At 72.9% G+C, this 15,423-nt stretch carries 14 protein-coding genes and 2 pseudogenes; 6 read left to right on the top strand and 10 right to left on the bottom strand.

The annotated features are described in order from the left end of the window. From AC2CHE_RS07425 to AC2CHE_RS07415, 3 genes and pseudogenes are all read left to right on the top strand, one after another. Positions 1–990 (top strand): annotated as a pseudogene (locus tag AC2CHE_RS07425) (hypothetical protein); the annotation flags it as partial. After that, positions 987–1,973, top strand: coding sequence for an AAA family ATPase (locus AC2CHE_RS07420; protein WP_484504142.1), 987 nt, complete (start codon positions 987–989; stop codon positions 1,971–1,973). The pseudogene AC2CHE_RS07425 and the gene AC2CHE_RS07420, both read left to right, overlap by 4 nt. Further along, entirely contained in the window at positions 1,970–3,280 is a 1,311-nt protein-coding gene (locus AC2CHE_RS07415) for a DUF58 domain-containing protein (RefSeq protein WP_484504141.1), read from the top strand. Before AC2CHE_RS07420 ends, AC2CHE_RS07415 begins: the two co-directional genes overlap by 4 nt. A gap of 120 nt (positions 3,281–3,400) precedes the next feature. Here the strand turns inward: AC2CHE_RS07415 and AC2CHE_RS07410 are convergent, their stop codons facing one another. Next, positions 3,401–4,402, bottom strand: a complete 1,002-nt coding sequence (locus AC2CHE_RS07410) for a stage II sporulation protein M (RefSeq protein ID WP_484504140.1) — start codon at positions 4,400–4,402, stop codon at positions 3,401–3,403. Between the two features lie 41 nt (positions 4,403–4,443). On the opposite strand from AC2CHE_RS07410, the gene AC2CHE_RS07405 reads away from it, so the two are divergent. Together AC2CHE_RS07405 and AC2CHE_RS07400 are read left to right on the top strand one after the other, a co-directional pair. Continuing rightward, entirely contained in the window at positions 4,444–5,337 is an 894-nt protein-coding gene (locus AC2CHE_RS07405; protein ID WP_484504139.1) for an RDD family protein, read from the top strand. Beyond that, positions 5,334–5,489 (top strand): hypothetical protein, encoded by a 156-nt coding sequence (locus tag AC2CHE_RS07400; protein ID WP_484504138.1) that lies wholly within the window; start codon positions 5,334–5,336, stop codon positions 5,487–5,489. The genes AC2CHE_RS07405 and AC2CHE_RS07400 overlap by 4 nt, the downstream gene beginning before the upstream one ends. Positions 5,490–5,633: 144 nt before the next feature. Here the strand turns inward: AC2CHE_RS07400 and ahcY are convergent, their stop codons facing one another. From ahcY to AC2CHE_RS07360, 8 genes are all read right to left on the bottom strand, one after another. After that, complete coding sequence (gene ahcY, locus AC2CHE_RS07395) at positions 5,634–7,133, bottom strand: adenosylhomocysteinase (RefSeq protein WP_484504137.1); 1,500 nt, start codon at positions 7,131–7,133, stop codon at positions 5,634–5,636. Positions 7,134–7,423: 290 nt separating this feature from the next. Beyond that, positions 7,424–8,581 (bottom strand): mannose-6-phosphate isomerase, class I, encoded by a 1,158-nt coding sequence (manA, locus tag AC2CHE_RS07390; protein WP_484504136.1) that lies wholly within the window; start codon positions 8,579–8,581, stop codon positions 7,424–7,426. Between the two features lie 3 nt (positions 8,582–8,584). Beyond that, positions 8,585–9,538, bottom strand: a complete 954-nt coding sequence (locus AC2CHE_RS07385; RefSeq protein ID WP_484504135.1) for a cation diffusion facilitator family transporter — start codon at positions 9,536–9,538, stop codon at positions 8,585–8,587. Then, positions 9,535–10,731, bottom strand: a complete 1,197-nt coding sequence (locus AC2CHE_RS07380; RefSeq protein WP_484504134.1) for an SIS domain-containing protein — start codon at positions 10,729–10,731, stop codon at positions 9,535–9,537. Before AC2CHE_RS07380 ends, AC2CHE_RS07385 begins: the two co-directional genes overlap by 4 nt. Next, positions 10,728–10,910: a Trm112 family protein gene (locus AC2CHE_RS07375; protein ID WP_164446020.1), complete on the bottom strand. Its 183-nt coding sequence runs from the start codon at positions 10,908–10,910 to the stop codon at positions 10,728–10,730. Before AC2CHE_RS07375 ends, AC2CHE_RS07380 begins: the two co-directional genes overlap by 4 nt. Before the next feature lie 62 nt (positions 10,911–10,972). Further along, positions 10,973–12,352 carry a phosphomannomutase/phosphoglucomutase gene (locus AC2CHE_RS07370; RefSeq protein ID WP_484504133.1) on the bottom strand — a complete coding sequence of 460 codons (1,380 nt, stop codon included), beginning with the start codon at positions 12,350–12,352 and terminating at the stop codon, positions 10,973–10,975. A 70-nt stretch (positions 12,353–12,422) separates the two neighbouring features. Next, entirely contained in the window at positions 12,423–13,766 is a 1,344-nt protein-coding gene (locus tag AC2CHE_RS07365; RefSeq protein ID WP_484504132.1) for a hypothetical protein, read from the bottom strand. A gap of 112 nt (positions 13,767–13,878) precedes the next feature. Next, positions 13,879–14,109: a hypothetical protein gene (locus AC2CHE_RS07360; RefSeq protein WP_484504131.1), complete on the bottom strand. Its 231-nt coding sequence runs from the start codon at positions 14,107–14,109 to the stop codon at positions 13,879–13,881. A 280-nt stretch (positions 14,110–14,389) separates the two neighbouring features. Between AC2CHE_RS07360 and AC2CHE_RS07355 the strand changes: the two are divergent. Beyond that, a pseudogene (locus tag AC2CHE_RS07355) lies at positions 14,390–14,638 on the top strand (SUKH-3 domain-containing protein); the annotation flags it as partial. A gap of 57 nt (positions 14,639–14,695) precedes the next feature. Here AC2CHE_RS07355 and AC2CHE_RS07350 read toward each other — a convergent pair. Next, complete coding sequence (locus tag AC2CHE_RS07350) at positions 14,696–15,373, bottom strand: RlpA-like double-psi beta-barrel domain-containing protein (RefSeq protein WP_484504130.1); 678 nt, start codon at positions 15,371–15,373, stop codon at positions 14,696–14,698. Between the last annotated feature and the right edge of the window lie 50 nt (positions 15,374–15,423).

Genomic DNA, 15,423 nt, shown 5'->3' with positions numbered 1-15,423 from the left:
GGCCGGCGGTGGGCGACCCGGGCCGTGTCGCCGCACGGCGTCGACGGCTCCTGCCCACTGGCCGAGGTCACGCCGGCCGCCACCGCCGCCGTCGCCCGCCAGCGGTACGCATCGACCGGCGCTCCCGGCAGCGTCGATCTCTGCTACGCCGGCGGGCTGGCCCGCCTGCCCGGCGCCGCCGAGAGTGTGGTGGTGGGCGCCGGTGACCCGTTCCGCAACGGCCGGATCGACGAATGGGACAACCTCGCCTTCGCCACCGGTCTGCTCGCCACCTCCGGCCGGGTGGTCTGGCTCGACCTGGACGGCCACGCACCGCCGCCACCCGAGCCCAGCCCCGCACCCACCCGACCGCTGCCGGAACGCGACGACGGCATCGACGACCCCGGCGAGCCGGAGGACCTGGCCAGCGGGGAGAACGGCGAGACGGCACCGGGTGGCCGTCCGGGCGGTGAGGCGTCCGGGCCCGGCTCACGAGGCTCCTCCGGGGAACCCAACCCGCTCTGGTCGGCCTTCCCGCCGTGGTTCTGGGCGCTGCTGCTGCAACTCGGCCTGGCCGCGCTGCTGATCGCCATCGGCCGAGCCCGCCGCCTCGGACCGCCCACGCCGGAACCGCTGCCGGTGTCCGTACCCGCCGCCGAGACGGTCCTCGGTCGGGGCCGGCTCTACCAGCGGGCACAGGCCCGCGAGAGCACCGCCCGGGTGCTCCGGACCGCGACGCTCGCCCGGCTGGCGCGACGGGTTCACCTGCCCGCCGGAGCGCCGCCCGCCACGGTCGCCGCCACCGTGGCCGCCCGCACCGGTGACCGGCCCGACGCCATCCACGAGCTGCTCTACGGCGACGCGCCGCCAACCGACCGGGACCTGTTGGAGCTGGCCGGTGACCTGGACCGCGTGACGCGTACCGGCGGGCCGGGGCGCGGACAGCCCGTCGCCGACCCGCCGGCCCCGCCCCGCCTGCCGAAGCCCCGATCCGAAGGAGACACCCGTTGACCCGACCCGCGACAACCGTCGACCAGCTCGCCGCCGACCCCACCCGGGCCGCGCTGCACCGGCTCCGCGCCGAGGTGGCCAAGGCGGTCGTGGGTCAGGAGGGCGTGGTCACCGGGCTGATCGTCGCCCTGCTCTGCCGTGGTCACGTGCTGCTCGAGGGCGTGCCAGGGGTCGCGAAGACGCTGCTGGTGCGCACCGTGGCCGCGGCGCTGGATCTGACCTCGCGGCGGGTGCAGTTCACCCCCGACCTGATGCCCGGCGACGTCACCGGCTCGATGGTCTTCGACGCGCGGACCGCGGCGTTCACCTTCCGGGAGGGGCCGGTCTTCACCAACCTGCTGCTCGCCGACGAGATCAACCGCACCCCACCGAAGACCCAGTCCGCACTGCTGGAGGTGATGGAGGAACGGCAGGTCACCGTCGACGGCGAGCAACGCGTGCTGCCCGATCCGTTCATCGTCGCCGCCACCCAGAACCCGGTGGAGTACGAGGGCACCTATCCGTTGCCGGAGGCCCAGCTCGACCGGTTCCTGCTCAAACTCACCGTGCCGCTGCCCAGTCGGGACGAGGAACTGGGTGTGCTCCGGGCCCACCACGCCGGTTTCGATCCCCGGGATCTGGCCGCAGCCGGCGTACGTCCGGTGGCGGACGCGGCCGACCTCGCCGCCGCACGTGCGGCGGTGGGCGGCGTGCACGTTGCCGAACCGCTGCTCGGCTACGTCGTCGACCTGTGCCGGGCCACCCGCGCCACTCCGGCGCTGGAGCTGGGCGCCTCGCCGCGCGGCGCGACAGCCCTGCTCGGCACCGCGAAGGCGTGGGCGTGGCTGAACGGACGCGATCACGTGGTGCCCGACGACGTCAAGGCGATGGCACGACCGACCCTGCGACATCGGCTGCGCCTGCGGCCGGAGGCCGAACTTGAGGGTGTCGGGGTGGATCCGATCCTGGACACGGTGCTGGCCACCGTGCCGACTCCGCGATGACCTGGCGGGTGGCGGCGCTGCTGGCGGCAGGAGCGTCGACCCTGCCGCTGTGGCCGGCACCCTTCGTCGGGGTGGCGGTGATGGTCGGCGTGGTGCTGTTGCTGGTCGGGCTCGACCTTGCGCTCGCCGCGCCGCTGCGGGCACTGACCGCCGAACGGACCGGTCAGCGGTCCGTTCGGCTCGGTGGCACCGCCGAAGTCACTCTGTACCTGCGCAACGCCTCCGGTCGGCCGCTGCGGGCCCGGGTGCGCGACGCCTGGGTGCCCTCGGCCGGGGCCCGGCCGGAGGTGCCGCGGAACCGGGTGGTGCGGGCTGCCCCCGGTGAGGTGCTAGCGCTGCCCAGTCGCCTCACTCCCACCCGCCGGGGTGACCGACCCGCCGTGGCCCTGACCGTCCGCTCGTTCGGGCCGCTCGGGCTGGCGTTCCGGCAGTGGGATGGCCGGCCGCGCACGCCACCGTGGACCCTACGGGTGCTGCCCCGCTTCGACTCGCGCCGGCACCTGCCGGAGCGGCTGTCGCGGCTGCGCGTCATCGACGGCACACAGGTCGGTCGGGGACGCGGACCGGGCACCGAGTTCGACGCGTTGCGGGAATACGTGCCCGGCGACGACGTACGGTCCATCGACTGGCGAGCCAGCGCCCGGCGGGCCGAGGTGCTGGTCCGCACCTGGCGTCCGGAGCGGGACCGGCGGCTGGTCTGCGTGCTGGACACCGGGCGCACCTCGGCGGTGCGGGTGGGCGACGAGCCGCGTTTGGATGCCTCGATCGAGGCGGCGCTGCTGCTCAGCGCGTTGGCGGCGCGGGCCGGCGATCGGGTGGACGTGCTCGCGGCGGACGCCGTGACCCGGGCATCGCTGGGTGGTGCCGAACGGCCCGGGCAATGGAACCGGCTGGCCCACGCGTTGGCCCCACTGCAACCCGCGCTGGTCGAGACCGATTTCCGGCTGATCGCGGGCGAGTTGCTCCGGCGGCACCGCCCGCGCAGCCTGGTGGTACTGCTCACCGCCCTGGAACCCGGCGCGCTCGGCGAGGGTCTGCTGCCGGTGCTGCCCCGGCTGGCCGCCCGGCACCGGGTGTTGGTGGCGGCGGCACAGGATCCGGTGCTGGCCCAGCTCACCGCCGCACCCCCGCGACGTGCGGCGGACGCGTACGCCGCAGCCGCCGCCTGGCGCACCATGGCCGAACGCGACCGCCTCACCCAGGTGCTCACCCGCCACAACGTCACAGTGGTGGACGCCCCCGCCACCCACCTGGCCCCCGCCCTGGCCGACACCTACCTGACCCTCAAATCCCAAGCCCAACTCTGACCCCCACCCCCACTCCCACCCCCACTCCCACTCCCGCTCCCGCTCCCGCTCCCGCTCCCGCTCCCGCTCCCGCTCCCGCTCCCGCTCCCGCTCCCGCTCCCGCTCCCGTTGATCATGAGGTTAGCGGCAAAGTCGATCTCCATGACTGCCGCTAACCTCATGATCAACGAGGTGGGACGAGGGTGGGGTGGGTGGGTGGGGGCCGAGGAGGAGGACGTAGGCGAGGAAGGCGAGCCAGGTGGTGGCGCCTAGCGCGATGCGGAGGGGCGCTGGCAGGGGTGCGGGGGTGATGAAGGCCTCGATCAGCGCTGCGACGGCGAAGAGGGCGACCAGGCCGACAGCGACCAACACGCCGTCGCGTCCCGCCCGGGCCACCGCCTGCCCCCGGGTCAACTGCTCCGGCGGCGCGATCCAGGCCCACCCGATGCGCAGGCCCACCCCGGCGGCGACGAACACGCCGGTCAGTTCCAGCAGCCCGTGCGGGGTGATCAGGCCGAAGAAGACGTCCGCCCGGCCGTAGGAGACCATCACCCCGCCGACCACGCCGATGTTTATCGCGTTCTGCCACAGCAGATAACCGACGGGCACGACAAGCACCCCCGCCGCCAGACACTTCGCCGCCAACCAGGCGTTGTGCGTCCACAGGTGGAAGGCGAACGTCGGCGCGGAGAACTCCGTGTAGTAACCGGCGAAGCCGGACTCGACCAGGTTGGCGGCCTCGTCGTCGCCGATGAACGCCGCCGCAGTCTCCGGGTTGTCCGCCACGAACCACATCAGGGTGAAGGTGAGCAGGGTGAAGGCGGTCGCCACCGCGCACCACCACGGCGCCGCCCGCCAGATCGCACCCGGCAGACCGGCCAGCAGGAATCGCCGTACGGCCGACCAGGAGGGTCGGGGCCGGCCGGTGAGCCGTGCCCGCGCCCGCAGCACCACCTGGGACAGCTCGCTGACCAGCGCCGGATCCGGCGAGCGGCTGCGCAGCACCGACAGTTGAGTGGTGGCCCGCTGGTAGAGCGCGACCAGTTCGTCGACCTCGACCGGGTCGAGCCGTCGCTGACCACAGAGCTGATTCAGCCGACGCCACTGCCCGCCGTGCTCCGCGACGTACGCGTCGACATCCACCGGCCACCTCCGACCGCGCGATCATAGTGTTCACTGTCGGAGTGAGCACAGCGGCGCGAGCGTGGACCGCCCCGGGTTGGGGCGACGCCGGGCTGGTCAGCGGCGAGGCCGTCGAGTTGGACGTGCGGGCCGCGCGGGTCGGCTCCCGGGCGCTGGCGCTTCTGCTCGACGTGCTGGTGCAACTGGTGGCCGGGCTGCTACTCGCCGCGCTGACCGGGCTGGTCCTGGCCGCCCTGCCGTACGGGGTGCTCGACGCGGCGATGGAACGCGCCCTGCTCACCGTCGGGCTCGTGCTGCTGCTGGTCGGCTATCCGGTGCTCTGCGAGCGGTTCAACGACGGCCGGACGCCGGGCAAGGCGGCGGTCGGGCTGCGAGTGGTAAGCCTCGACGGCGCTTCCGTCGGGTTCCGGCAGTCGCTGACCCGGGCGCTGGTCGGGGTCACCGTGGAATGGCCGGGACTGGTGCTGCCGCTGCTGTCCTGGGCGGTCGGGCTGACCGTGATGCTCAGCGACGCCCGTGGCCGGCGTCTTGGTGACCTGGCGGCGGGCACCCTGGTGGTGCATACCCGGCCGGCGACGAGGTGGCGGCCGGCGCCGGCGACGGTGCCGGAGCTGGCCGGTTGGGCGTACTCGCTGGACCTGAGCCGGCTGGACGCGGAGCTGGCGCTGGCCGTCCGGCAGTACCTGGCCCGGGCCCACGGTTTCAGCGAGCCGGCACGCGGCGAGCTGGCCCGGCTACTGTGGCGGCAGGTCGCCGCGGTGACCAGCCCACCGCCACCGGCCGGGCCATCGGAGGTGACCTGTCTGGCCGCCGTCGCCGCCGAGCGGCATCGGCGGTCCCGTCGTCTCCTCGCCGGTGAACGGACGCTCACCGAGGCGCTGTGGCCGCAGTTCCGGGCAACTCCCACCGAAGATCAACCTGGGCGGTCGGCATGAGAGGTTTCGGACCCTGGCTTGCGGCGCTCGCGGTGGTGCTGCTGCTCAGCGCGCTGCGGCTGCGCACCCTGGCGGTACTGGTGTCGGTGGCCTGGCTGATCTGGTGTGTCTGGACCTGGATCCGCCCCACCCGTCACCGCCGTTCCCGCTGACCATCGCTCACCGGATGGTCGTGCGGTAGGCGGCGCGGCACCCCTTCCACCACCTCGGGTGCCTCGCCGGCCGCCACGCCGCGACCGGGACGGCCACCTCCGGGGTCGGCCGGTGCGGTCCGGCCCCGGAGGTGACGTCGATGCTCAGTAGCGGTAGTGGTCCGGCTTGAACGGGCCTTCCACAGCGACGCCGAGGTAGGCGGCCTGCTCTTTGGACAGCGTGGTCAGCTTGGCGCCGAGCGCGTCCAGGTGCAGCCGGGCGACCTTCTCGTCGAGGTGCTTGGGCAGCACGTACACGCCGATCGGGTACTCGTCGGTCTTGGTGTACAGCTCGATCTGGGCGATCGTCTGGTTGGCGAACGAGTTCGACATGACGAAGCTGGGGTGGCCGGTGGCGTTGCCCAGGTTCAGCAGGCGACCCTCGGAGAGCACGATGATCGCGTGACCGTCGTCGAACTTCCAGAGGTCGACCTGCGGCTTGATGTTCTCGCGGGTGACGTCCGAGCGCTTCGCCAGGCCGGCCATGTCGATCTCGTTGTCGAAGTGGCCGATGTTGCCGACGATGGCCTGATGCTTCATCCGGGCCATGTGCTCGTTGGTGATGACGTCGTAGCAGCCGGTCGCGGTAATGAAGATGTCCGCGCTCTCGACCACGTCGTCCAGGGTGGCGACCTGGTAGCCGTCCATCGCCGCCTGGAGCGCGCAGATCGGGTCGATCTCGGTCACCACGACCCGGGCGCCCTGGCCGCGCAGCGACTCGGCACAGCCCTTGCCCACGTCGCCGTAGCCCATGACCACGGCCATCTTGCCGCCGATGAGCGTGTCGGTGGCCCGGTTGATGCCGTCGATCAGCGAGTGGCGGCAGCCGTACTTGTTGTCGAACTTACTCTTGGTCACCGAGTCGTTGACGTTGACGGCCGGGAAGAGCAGCGTGCCGGCACGGTGCATCTCGTAGAGCCGGTGCACGCCGGTGGTGGTCTCCTCGGTGACGCCCTGGATGCCGGAGGCGATCCGCGTCCACCGCTGGCCGCTCGCGGCCACCGAGCGGTGCAGCAGGCCGAGGATGACCGCGTACTCCTCGGAGTCGGCGGACTCGACCGGCGGCACGGCGCCGGCCTTCTCGAACTCGGTGCCCTTGTGGACGAGCAGCGTGGCGTCGCCACCGTCGTCCAGGATCATGTTCGGGCCGTCCCCGTCGGGCCAGTCGAGCACCTGCTCGGTGCACCACCAGTACTCCTCGAGGGTCTCGCCCTTCCAGGCGTACACCGGGACACCGGACGGCGCGTCGACGGTGCCCTCGGTGCCGACGACGATCGCGGCGGCGGCGTGGTCCTGGGTGGAGAAGATGTTGCAGGACGCCCAGCGGACCTGCGCGCCGAGCGCCACCAGGGTCTCGATCAGGACGGCAGTCTGGACCGTCATGTGCAGCGACCCGGTGATCCGCGCTCCCGCGAGCGGCTGCGCGTCGGCGAACTCACGCCGGATCGCCATCAGGCCGGGCATCTCGTGCTCGGCGAGGCGGATCTCCTTGCGCCCGAACTCGGCGAGCGACAGATCCGCCACCTTGTAGTCGCCCTCGGCGACAGTACGCGGCCGGACCTCGGACGACGTGCCACTGGGGGACGCCGGGAGGGTGCTGGTCATGAAAGCTCCTGTCGGACGATGGTGCTGCGCAACCTCCCACCTTACGCGCGTGGACGACGCGCGGTCGGGACGGTTACGGACAGCGCACGGGGCGGCCGGTGTGGACGTGTGCCGTCCATCTCCGTCCGCCCCGTGCATCCCCCCGGTTTGGTTCCCCCGCGCGTTCTCGGACCATCGTCGCGATAACGCTACGCACCCATAGAGTCACACTGGGCAAGGCTTACGTCAAGCTATTCCGGAAAAGTCGGACTTGTCGGTCGGCACGCTGCCGCATCCGAGGCTCGTCTGACTCAGACCCGGCCGGTGGAGGCGATGTACGTCTCACCCGCACCGGTAACCGTGAGTGAACCGCCAGCGGCCGGTCCCACCGCCGCCCGGCCGGAGCCGAGGGTCACCGGCGCCACCCCGTCGGTCACGGTGATCCGGCCGGCGGTGCAGAGGACCACCCGGGGGCCCGGCACCGCCAGTGTCACCTCGGGCCGCCTGTCGCCGACGGTCACCCGGTGCAGCGCGAAGTCGTCCACCGGCACCGGCCAGGTGACCACCCCGTCGGCGACCTCCCGGGGCGCGACCACCGGCCGGTCGAGCACCTCGAAGCGGAGCACCCGCAGCAGTTCGGCCACGTCCACGTGCTTCGGGGTCAACCCGCCCCGCAGCACGTTGTCGCTGGCGGCCATCACCTCCACGCCGGTGCCGCGCAGGTAGGCGTGCAGGTTCCCGGCCGGCATCCAGATCGCCTCACCGGCGGCCAGCCGCACCCGGTTCAGCAGCAACGCCACCAACACTCCGGGGTCAGCCGGGTACGCCTCGGCCAACAGAGCCACCAGGTCCGCGTCCGGGCCGTCCGCCGCCCGGGCCGCCGCCACCAGGCCGGCCCGCTCCGCCGTCGGCCACTCCAGCAGCCGGCGTACGGCCTCGGCCAGCCCCACCGGCCCGGTGGTCAACGCGTCGAGCACCGGCCGCAACTGCGGTACGCCCAGCGCGGCGAGCGCCCGCGCCGAGGCGGCGGGATCCCGGAACCCGCACAGCGCCTCCATCGGCCCGAGCGCCACCAGCAGTTCCGGCTTGTGGAACGGGTCGACGTAGTTGCGGCGCCCACCGGAGCGGGCCTGCTCGGCGGCGTGACCGGCCCGCGCCTGTTCGGCGTCCGGATGGGCCTGAAGGCTCAGCGGAGCCGCCGCGGCCAACACCTTGAGCAGGAACGGCAGCCGGGGTCCGAACCGGTCGAGCACCGGGCGGCCGAGCCACTGGACGGGCTCGGCGGCGAGTACCTCGGTGAGCGCGATCCGCCCGCCGTCGCGCTCGACGGCGGCCGGCGCGCCCGGATGCGCACCGAGCCAGAGCTCCGCCTCGGGTGCCGCGCTCGGCGCCGGCCGCCCCTGAAGTTCAGCGATCGCCGAACGGGAGCCCCAGGCGTAGTCCTTGATCGGCCCGCGCAGCGGTTCCACCGATCAGCTTCCGGCGTGCCCGGACGTGGTGGAGGACCCGACCGGGAGCCGGTAGATGTCCGGTTCGAGGTAGATGACCCGGGCGACCGGCACGGCGGCCCGGATCCGCTGCTCCACCGCGTCGATGCCCCGGGCCACCTCTTCGGCGCTCTCGCACCGCGACACCGCGACCTTCGCGGCCACCATCAGCTCCTCCGGACCGAGGTACAGCGTCTTGATGTGGATGATCCGCTCCACCTCGGGGCCGTCGGTGACCGCCTGTTCGATTGCCGCGAGGTTCGCCGGCTCGGCCCCCTCGCCCAGCAGCAGGCTCTTGGTCTCCACGGCCAGCACGATAGCGATGGTGACCAGCAGCAGGCCGATCATCGCGGTGCCGGCCGCGTCCCACCGGCCGTTACCGGTGGCCAGGGTCAGCCCCACCCCGAACAGGGCGAGGACCAGGCCGACAAGCGCGCCGAAATCCTCCAGCAGCACCACCGGCAGCTCCGGCGCCTTCGACCGGCGGATGAACCTGATCCAGGACTCGCGGCCCCGGACCAGGTTCGACTCCCTGACGGCGGTGCGGAAGGAGAACGACTCCATCACGATCGCCGCGAGCAGCACGGTCACCGGCACCCAGTGCCAACTGGTGATGCCGTGCGGGTCGGACCACTTGTGCCACGCCTCGTAGAGCGCGAACAGACCGCCCAGGCTGAACAACACGATCGCGACGATGAACGCGTACACGTAGCGCTCCCGCCCGTAGCCGAACGGGTGTTGCGGGGTGGCATCTCGCCGGGCCCGCTTGACACCGAGCAGCAGCAATGCCTGGTTGCCCGAGTCGGCCACCGAGTGGACGGACTCGGCGAGCATCGACGACGAACCGGTCAACAGGAAGGCCACGAACTTCGTTACGGCGATGCCGACGTTGGCGAGCAGCGCCGCCATGATCGCCTTGCTGCCACCCTGGGTGCTCACTGGTTGGCCAGCTCCTTCATCTCGGTGATCGCCGGCACCGCCATCGGGTCCAGGCCGTGCGCCAACGCCAGGTAGATCGACGCGAAGTCCGGCACCGCCACCAGGGAGGCGAGCCGCTCCAGCGCCGAACCACCCTCGGCGGTGACCACGTCGCACCGTACACCCCGCCGCTCGGCGAGGGTCTGCACCGCGTCCGCGCGCCGTTCCTCGACGGCGAGGGGCTCGTCGGCGTCGTCCTCGGCGTTCAGCCCACCGTCACGCAGCAGCACCAACCGCAGCCGGGTGCCCTCACCGTCCGACTCGTCGGGATCGGCGAAGATGTCCCGCTCCCCCTCGGCCAGGCCGCCGAAAACCCCGTCGAGCAGCCCGACCCGGCCTCGACCCGCCTCGCCGAGCGCACCGGTGACCACCGGGTAGCGGGCGTTGGCGGACAGGGTGTCGCCGAAGCGGCGTGCGGCGACCGCCGCCAGCGGCGACGAGCCCCAGACGATCGGGATCGACCCGGCCAGCCCGAGGGCGAGGGACTTGGCCGGGTTGACGAAGGACTCCGCGGTCGGGCGACTGCGGTCCGCGTCGGCGTCCAGCCGGGCCGCCGTCTCCGCCAGATCCGCCTCGTTGACCTTGACCAGGCCGAGGGCCCGGGCGGCGAGCAGGACCGGCACGGTAAGCCCCCAGAGGCTGGCCCGGGCGGGCGCCCGCCGGGGTACCGGGATGAACGGGGCGCGGGCCCGCTCGGCGACCGAGTGCAGTTGGGAGTCCGCCGGACCCACCGCGACCAGCCGGGCACCCCGCCGGTGAGCGGCCTCGGCGGCACCCAGCGCCTCCGGGCTGCGGCCGGAGGCGCTGACCGCGATCACCACGTCGGCCGCGCCGACCCAGCCCGGCACTCCGGCGAGGCGGTGTGCGATCACCGGCACCGGGCACCTCGGCCCGGCGACCGTGGCCAGCACGTCGCCGGTGCGTCCGGCGGTGCCGATGCCGGCGATCACGACCGCCCGGGGACGTCCGTCGTCGGCGAGTACGGAAAGGTTGGCCTCGGCGGCCAGGGCGGCCGACTCGCGTACCTGTGCGCCCGCCGAGGCGGTGTGCCGCAGCATGCCGCCCGGATCGCGCTCGCCGAGGGCCTGCGGGTCGTCGAGCAGTCGTTCGTCGGCGTTGCGGTGTCCGCTGACGCCGGCCGTTCCGTCGATCACGATCCCTCCGCCGGGACGCGCGCCTCGTCCAGCAGCAGCACCGGCACGTCGTCGCGGACCTCGAAGATCCGGCCGCACTCGGTGCACGTCAGCGTCTGGGCCGGCGCGTCGTAGGTCAGCGGGGCATGGTGTGTGTCCGGGCAGGCGAGGATTTCCAGCAACTGCGGGTCGAGGGCCATTGCGCGGCTCCTTCCACGTGTGCGGCTTCACCGGTCGGGGGTGCCGACCGACGCGAGCGATCTTATCGGCGAACCACGTCGAGCACCTCGTCGCGCAGTGCGGTCATCCGCTCGGCGGTCGGGGCCTCGACATTGAGCCGCAGCAGCGGCTCGGTGTTCGAGGCGCGCAGGTTGAACCACGCCCCGTCGGCAAAGCGCAGGGTGAGACCGTCCATCTCGTCGGCCTCTGCGTCCGGGTACGCGGCACGCACCTCGGCGACCTTGGCCGCCTGGTCCGCCACCGTGGAGTTGATCTCGCCCGAGGCGACGTACCGCTCGTACTCGGCGGCGAGCGTGGACAGCGGCAGCGGCTGCTCGCCGAGCGCCGCCAGGGTGTGCATCGCCGCCAGCATGCCGGTGTCGGCGAACCAGAAGTCCCGGAAGTAGTAGTGCGCCGAGTGCTCCCCACCGAAGACCGCGTTGGTGCGTGCCATCTCGGCCTTGATGAAGGAGTGACCCACCCGGGCCACCACCGGCTCACCGCCGTGCTCCCGAATGATCTCGGGCACCGCGCTGGAGGTGATCAGGTTGTGGATCACCGTCGAGCCGGGATGCTTGGCCAACTCCCGAGCGGCCACCAACGCGGTGATCGCCGACGGGGAGACCGGCTCGCCGCGCTCGTCCACCACGAAGCAGCGATCGGCGTCTCCGTCGAACGCCAGGCCGATGTCCGCGCCGTGCGCCACCACGGCGCGTTGCAGGTCGACCAGGTTGGCCGGATCCAGCGGGTTGGCCTCGTGGTTGGGGAACGTCCCGTCCAGCTCGAAGTACAGCGGCACGATCCGCAACGGCAGGGCAGCCAGGGCGGCGTCGCCGAGCACGCTCGGCACGGTGTGCCCGCCCATCCCGTTGCCGGCGTCGACCACCACGGTCAGCGGCCGGATGCCGGAAAGGTCCACCAGCGTGCGCAGGTGTGCCGCGTAGTCGGGCAGCAGGTCGCGCCGCTGCGTCGGCGCGGCCGGCTCGCCGACCGGCTCGTCCTTGTCGAGCAGGGCCTGCGCCCGGTCGCGGACCTCGGCCAGCCCGCTGTCCTGCCCGACCGGGCGAGCGTCGGCGTGACAGAGCTTGATGCCGTTGTACTGCGCCGGGTTGTGGCTGGCGGTGAACATCGCGCCGGGCAGCCCGAGCGCACCGGAGGCGTAGTAGACCATGTCGGTGGAGGCGAGCCCGATCTCGATGACCGGGCGGCCCTCGGCGCGTACTCCGGCGGCGAAGGCGGCAGCCAGCCCGGGACCAGAGGCCCGCATGTCGTGCCCGATGAGCACCGCCTGCCCCGGCTCACCGGCGGCGTCGAGCATCTGGGCGAAGGCGACGCCGAGGGCACCGGCGACCCGCTCGTCCCACTGGTCCGGCACCGTCCCACGGACGTCGTACGCCTTCACGATCCGGGACAGATCAGACACCGGTTCCACTCCTCGCCTGCGGGGTCGTCAACGCACCTGAGCGTATCGGAGCGGCGGCGCCCGCCCCGGCTCAGCCGCCGAGCCCGCGTCCGTACTCCGGCTCGTCACCCGTCCCGGCACCCGGCGACCGGTCCGGTCGCCCCCCCGCCCCGCCCTGACCGGGCTCCACCGGCGGCCCGGAGGTCGACGCGGCAGGCAGGCCCGAGGCCGGCGTGGCCGGTGGACCCGAGGCCGGTCCGGCCGGTCCGGGCGTCGACGGTGCCGGTGGGGCGGAGTTGGGCGCGACGATCCGCGCCGGTGGCACCGCCGCCCGGGCGGACGTGCCGGGTGGGACCGGGCGGGCCGGTCCCACCGGTTCACCCGGCCGGGTCGCCTCGACCGGGTCGGCCGGCCGGGCACCGTACATCCCGCCGGTCGGACGGGGCGCTGCGGTGCCGCCGTAGACCCGTGGCGTGCCGGCCCGGCTCGCCCCGTACGCCTGACCGGACGGTGCCGGCGACACACTGCCCAGGCCGGGCGGCGATGCCGGCGCGGCATTCGGGCCCGGTGCAACCGGCACGGCGCCCGGGGCGGATCCGACCGGCGCGGCACCTTGGCCGCCGGACCGGTAGGTGGTGCCGCCCGGGTTGCGCGACGGTGGGATCTCGAACCCGTCGGCCGGTTGTCCGCGGTCCTTGCGGTCCTTGCGGGAACGGTGGATCAACAGCCCGATGAGCAGTGCGCCAGCGGCGACCATGGCGATCCCGAAGTACATCACCGGCGACCCACCGGAGGACTCACCGGCCGCCTGGGCAAGATCGTCCGCCGTCTCTGCGGCGAGCGCCACGGTGGGCGTGGCCTCGCCGGTCGGTTCCTCGGCCACCTCCTCGCTGGGCGACGGTGACGGGGTGGGCGACGGGGAGGGCGACGCCGAGGCCCGCCCGCCGACCACCCGCGACGACGCGGCGGCCCGGCCCAGCACGACACCGCGCGCCGTGGTCGCCTCACCGGTCACCACCAGTCGGCCGCCGGGGGCATCCGCGGCGAAGGCGACGCGGTAGCGCATCGCCACACCCTTGCCCTTGCAGAGCTTGTCCCGGGCCGGGGCGACCGGCGCGGTGTTGACCAGCCCTGCCGCGCCGGAAACGCCGACCGGCACCCAACTGCCCCTCACGTCGGCCTGCACCGCCACCTGGTCGGCCCGTACACCGGGCAGGCTCAGACCCAGCGCGGTGCGCACCCGCGCGCATCCGTCGGTGCGCTTGCGCACCTCGACGGTCACACCTTGGACGGAACGGCCCGCGGTGAAGCTGCCCGCCGAACGCACCCGCACCCGGTCCTCGTCGGCGTGCGCGGGAGCGCCACCGAGCACCACCAGGGCACCCAGGAACACGCAGACCGTCGCGAGCCGCGCCGTGTGCCGACGTACCGACATGATCAACCACCGTTCCTCCCCCGACGGGGGAACGCCGGTCAGGCTACTACCGGGGCCTGACCTCGGCTGACCAGCGAGCACCCCGCATGTGCGCCGCACCACGTCACGACGGTCACGACGAACGGTCCTGCCCCTTACCGGAGCCGGGCTCGTCGGGGCCATCCGCGTCGCCCGCGCCACCGGTCGCACCAAGAGCCATAGCGAAGACCACGCCGATGGCCACCCCGAAACTGATGCCGGTGACACCGTCCAGGACCGTCATCCCGATCACCAGGCCGAGTAGGATTGCCGGCGGCCAGGCCCAGAGCCGTCGACCACCGTGCTTCTTCTCCGAGACTGCCATTCCGCGAGCGTATTGCCAGCGGTCTACCCCGCAGCGGGCACCGCTGGGCGCGGCAGAACAACCGCTCGCCTTGCGAAGAGTAGGCTCCACCGCACGCAGCGCCGCACAACGACGTAGTCCGGTAGGTTACCGATTGTGATCGACCGCGAACAGGCCGAGCAGCTCGCCGCAGTGTGGGCCCGCCGCGACTCGCGGCGACTGGGGCACGAGTGCCGACCGACGGTCGTCGAGTTCGACCTCGGTTACATCATCGCCTCCACGGCGCCCACACAGGTCAGGCCACTCCCATCCCCGTCAGGCCGCCCGATCCACCGAATCGCTGTATGACTTCGCGGCGGTGCTCGGCGCCCGACTGTTCCCGATCGGCACCGAGAGCCGGCGCAGCATGATCGCAGCCGACGAACGGGGGCGGATCTTCGCCCTGGACCAGGCCGGTGAATGGTTCCTCGGAGCCGACATCGACGCCGCGCTCACCACCCTGCTGCTCGGCCGCGCCCCGGCCCGGGTACGCGACGACGGCGGTTGGTGACGCCGCCGACCGTCGACCGAGCCGGCCGCGATGTCGCGCGACAGTGAGCCCCGCAGCTCAGCGCAGCACCTCGACGATGTTGTTGCGTACCAGGTCCTTGCCCGGCTCCCGGATCTGCTCCATGGCGGCGGAGTTCAGCAGCACGCAGCTGCCGGACGGGCCGGTGATGGTGACCGTGGTCGCCCGGCTGTTGTCCAGGTTGGTCACCCGGAGCCGGGTGCCGACCGGGAAGCGGTCGCTCGTAGCGGCCGGTCCGGCGGCCTCCTCGAAGAAGGTGATCGCGCCCTGGCAGGCCGACCCGGTGACCGGACGGGCCGCCGGTGGTGAGGCCGAACCCGGCCGGTCACCGATCACGCCCGGCTGTCCCGCGCCCGGCTGCGCGGCGGCGCCGATGCGCTCGACCACGTTGTTCCGGATCACGTTCTTGCCGGGCTCGCGGACGAGGTCCATCGCTGCGGCGTTGAGCAGCACGCAACTGCCCGACGGGCCGACCACTGTCACCTCGGCCGATGTGTCGTTGTCGAGGTTGGTCACCCGCAGCCGGGTACCGACCGGGAACTGGCTGCTGGTGGCGGCCGGTGCGCCCGCCTCGGCCGAGAACGTGATCGATCCCGCGCAGACGCTCTGCCGGTCCGGTGCGCTGTCAGCGAACCCGAGCCCGGTGCCGACCGCCACCGTCGCCGCGGCGACCACCGCCACCCCCGCCGCCAGCATTGGCTTCCGCTGCAGCTTCACCTGTTTCTCCCGTCCTCACACCTCTGTGTTCGGGAGCTGGTACGGCCAGG

Source organism: Micromonospora sp. ATLC16 (assembly GCF_057196645.1).
Note: the sequence above shows the minus strand (reverse complement) of the source record. Positions and strands in the feature narration are given on the sequence as shown.

Excerpts from the sequence above, each read along its gene's own strand:
- AC2CHE_RS07360 (WP_484504131.1), bottom strand. The coding sequence starts at position 14,109 with ATGGCAGTCTCGGAGAAGAAGCACGGTGGTCGACGGCTCTGGGCCTGG.
- AC2CHE_RS07415 (WP_484504141.1), top strand. The coding sequence starts at position 1,970 with ATGACCTGGCGGGTGGCGGCGCTGCTGGCGGCAGGAGCGTCGACCCTG.
- ahcY (WP_484504137.1), bottom strand. The coding sequence starts at position 7,133 with ATGACCAGCACCCTCCCGGCGTCCCCCAGTGGCACGTCGTCCGAGGTC.
- AC2CHE_RS07375 (WP_164446020.1), bottom strand. The coding sequence starts at position 10,910 with ATGGCCCTCGACCCGCAGTTGCTGGAAATCCTCGCCTGCCCGGACACA.
- AC2CHE_RS07365 (WP_484504132.1), bottom strand. The coding sequence starts at position 13,766 with ATGTCGGTACGTCGGCACACGGCGCGGCTCGCGACGGTCTGCGTGTTC.
- AC2CHE_RS07400 (WP_484504138.1), top strand. The coding sequence starts at position 5,334 with ATGAGAGGTTTCGGACCCTGGCTTGCGGCGCTCGCGGTGGTGCTGCTG.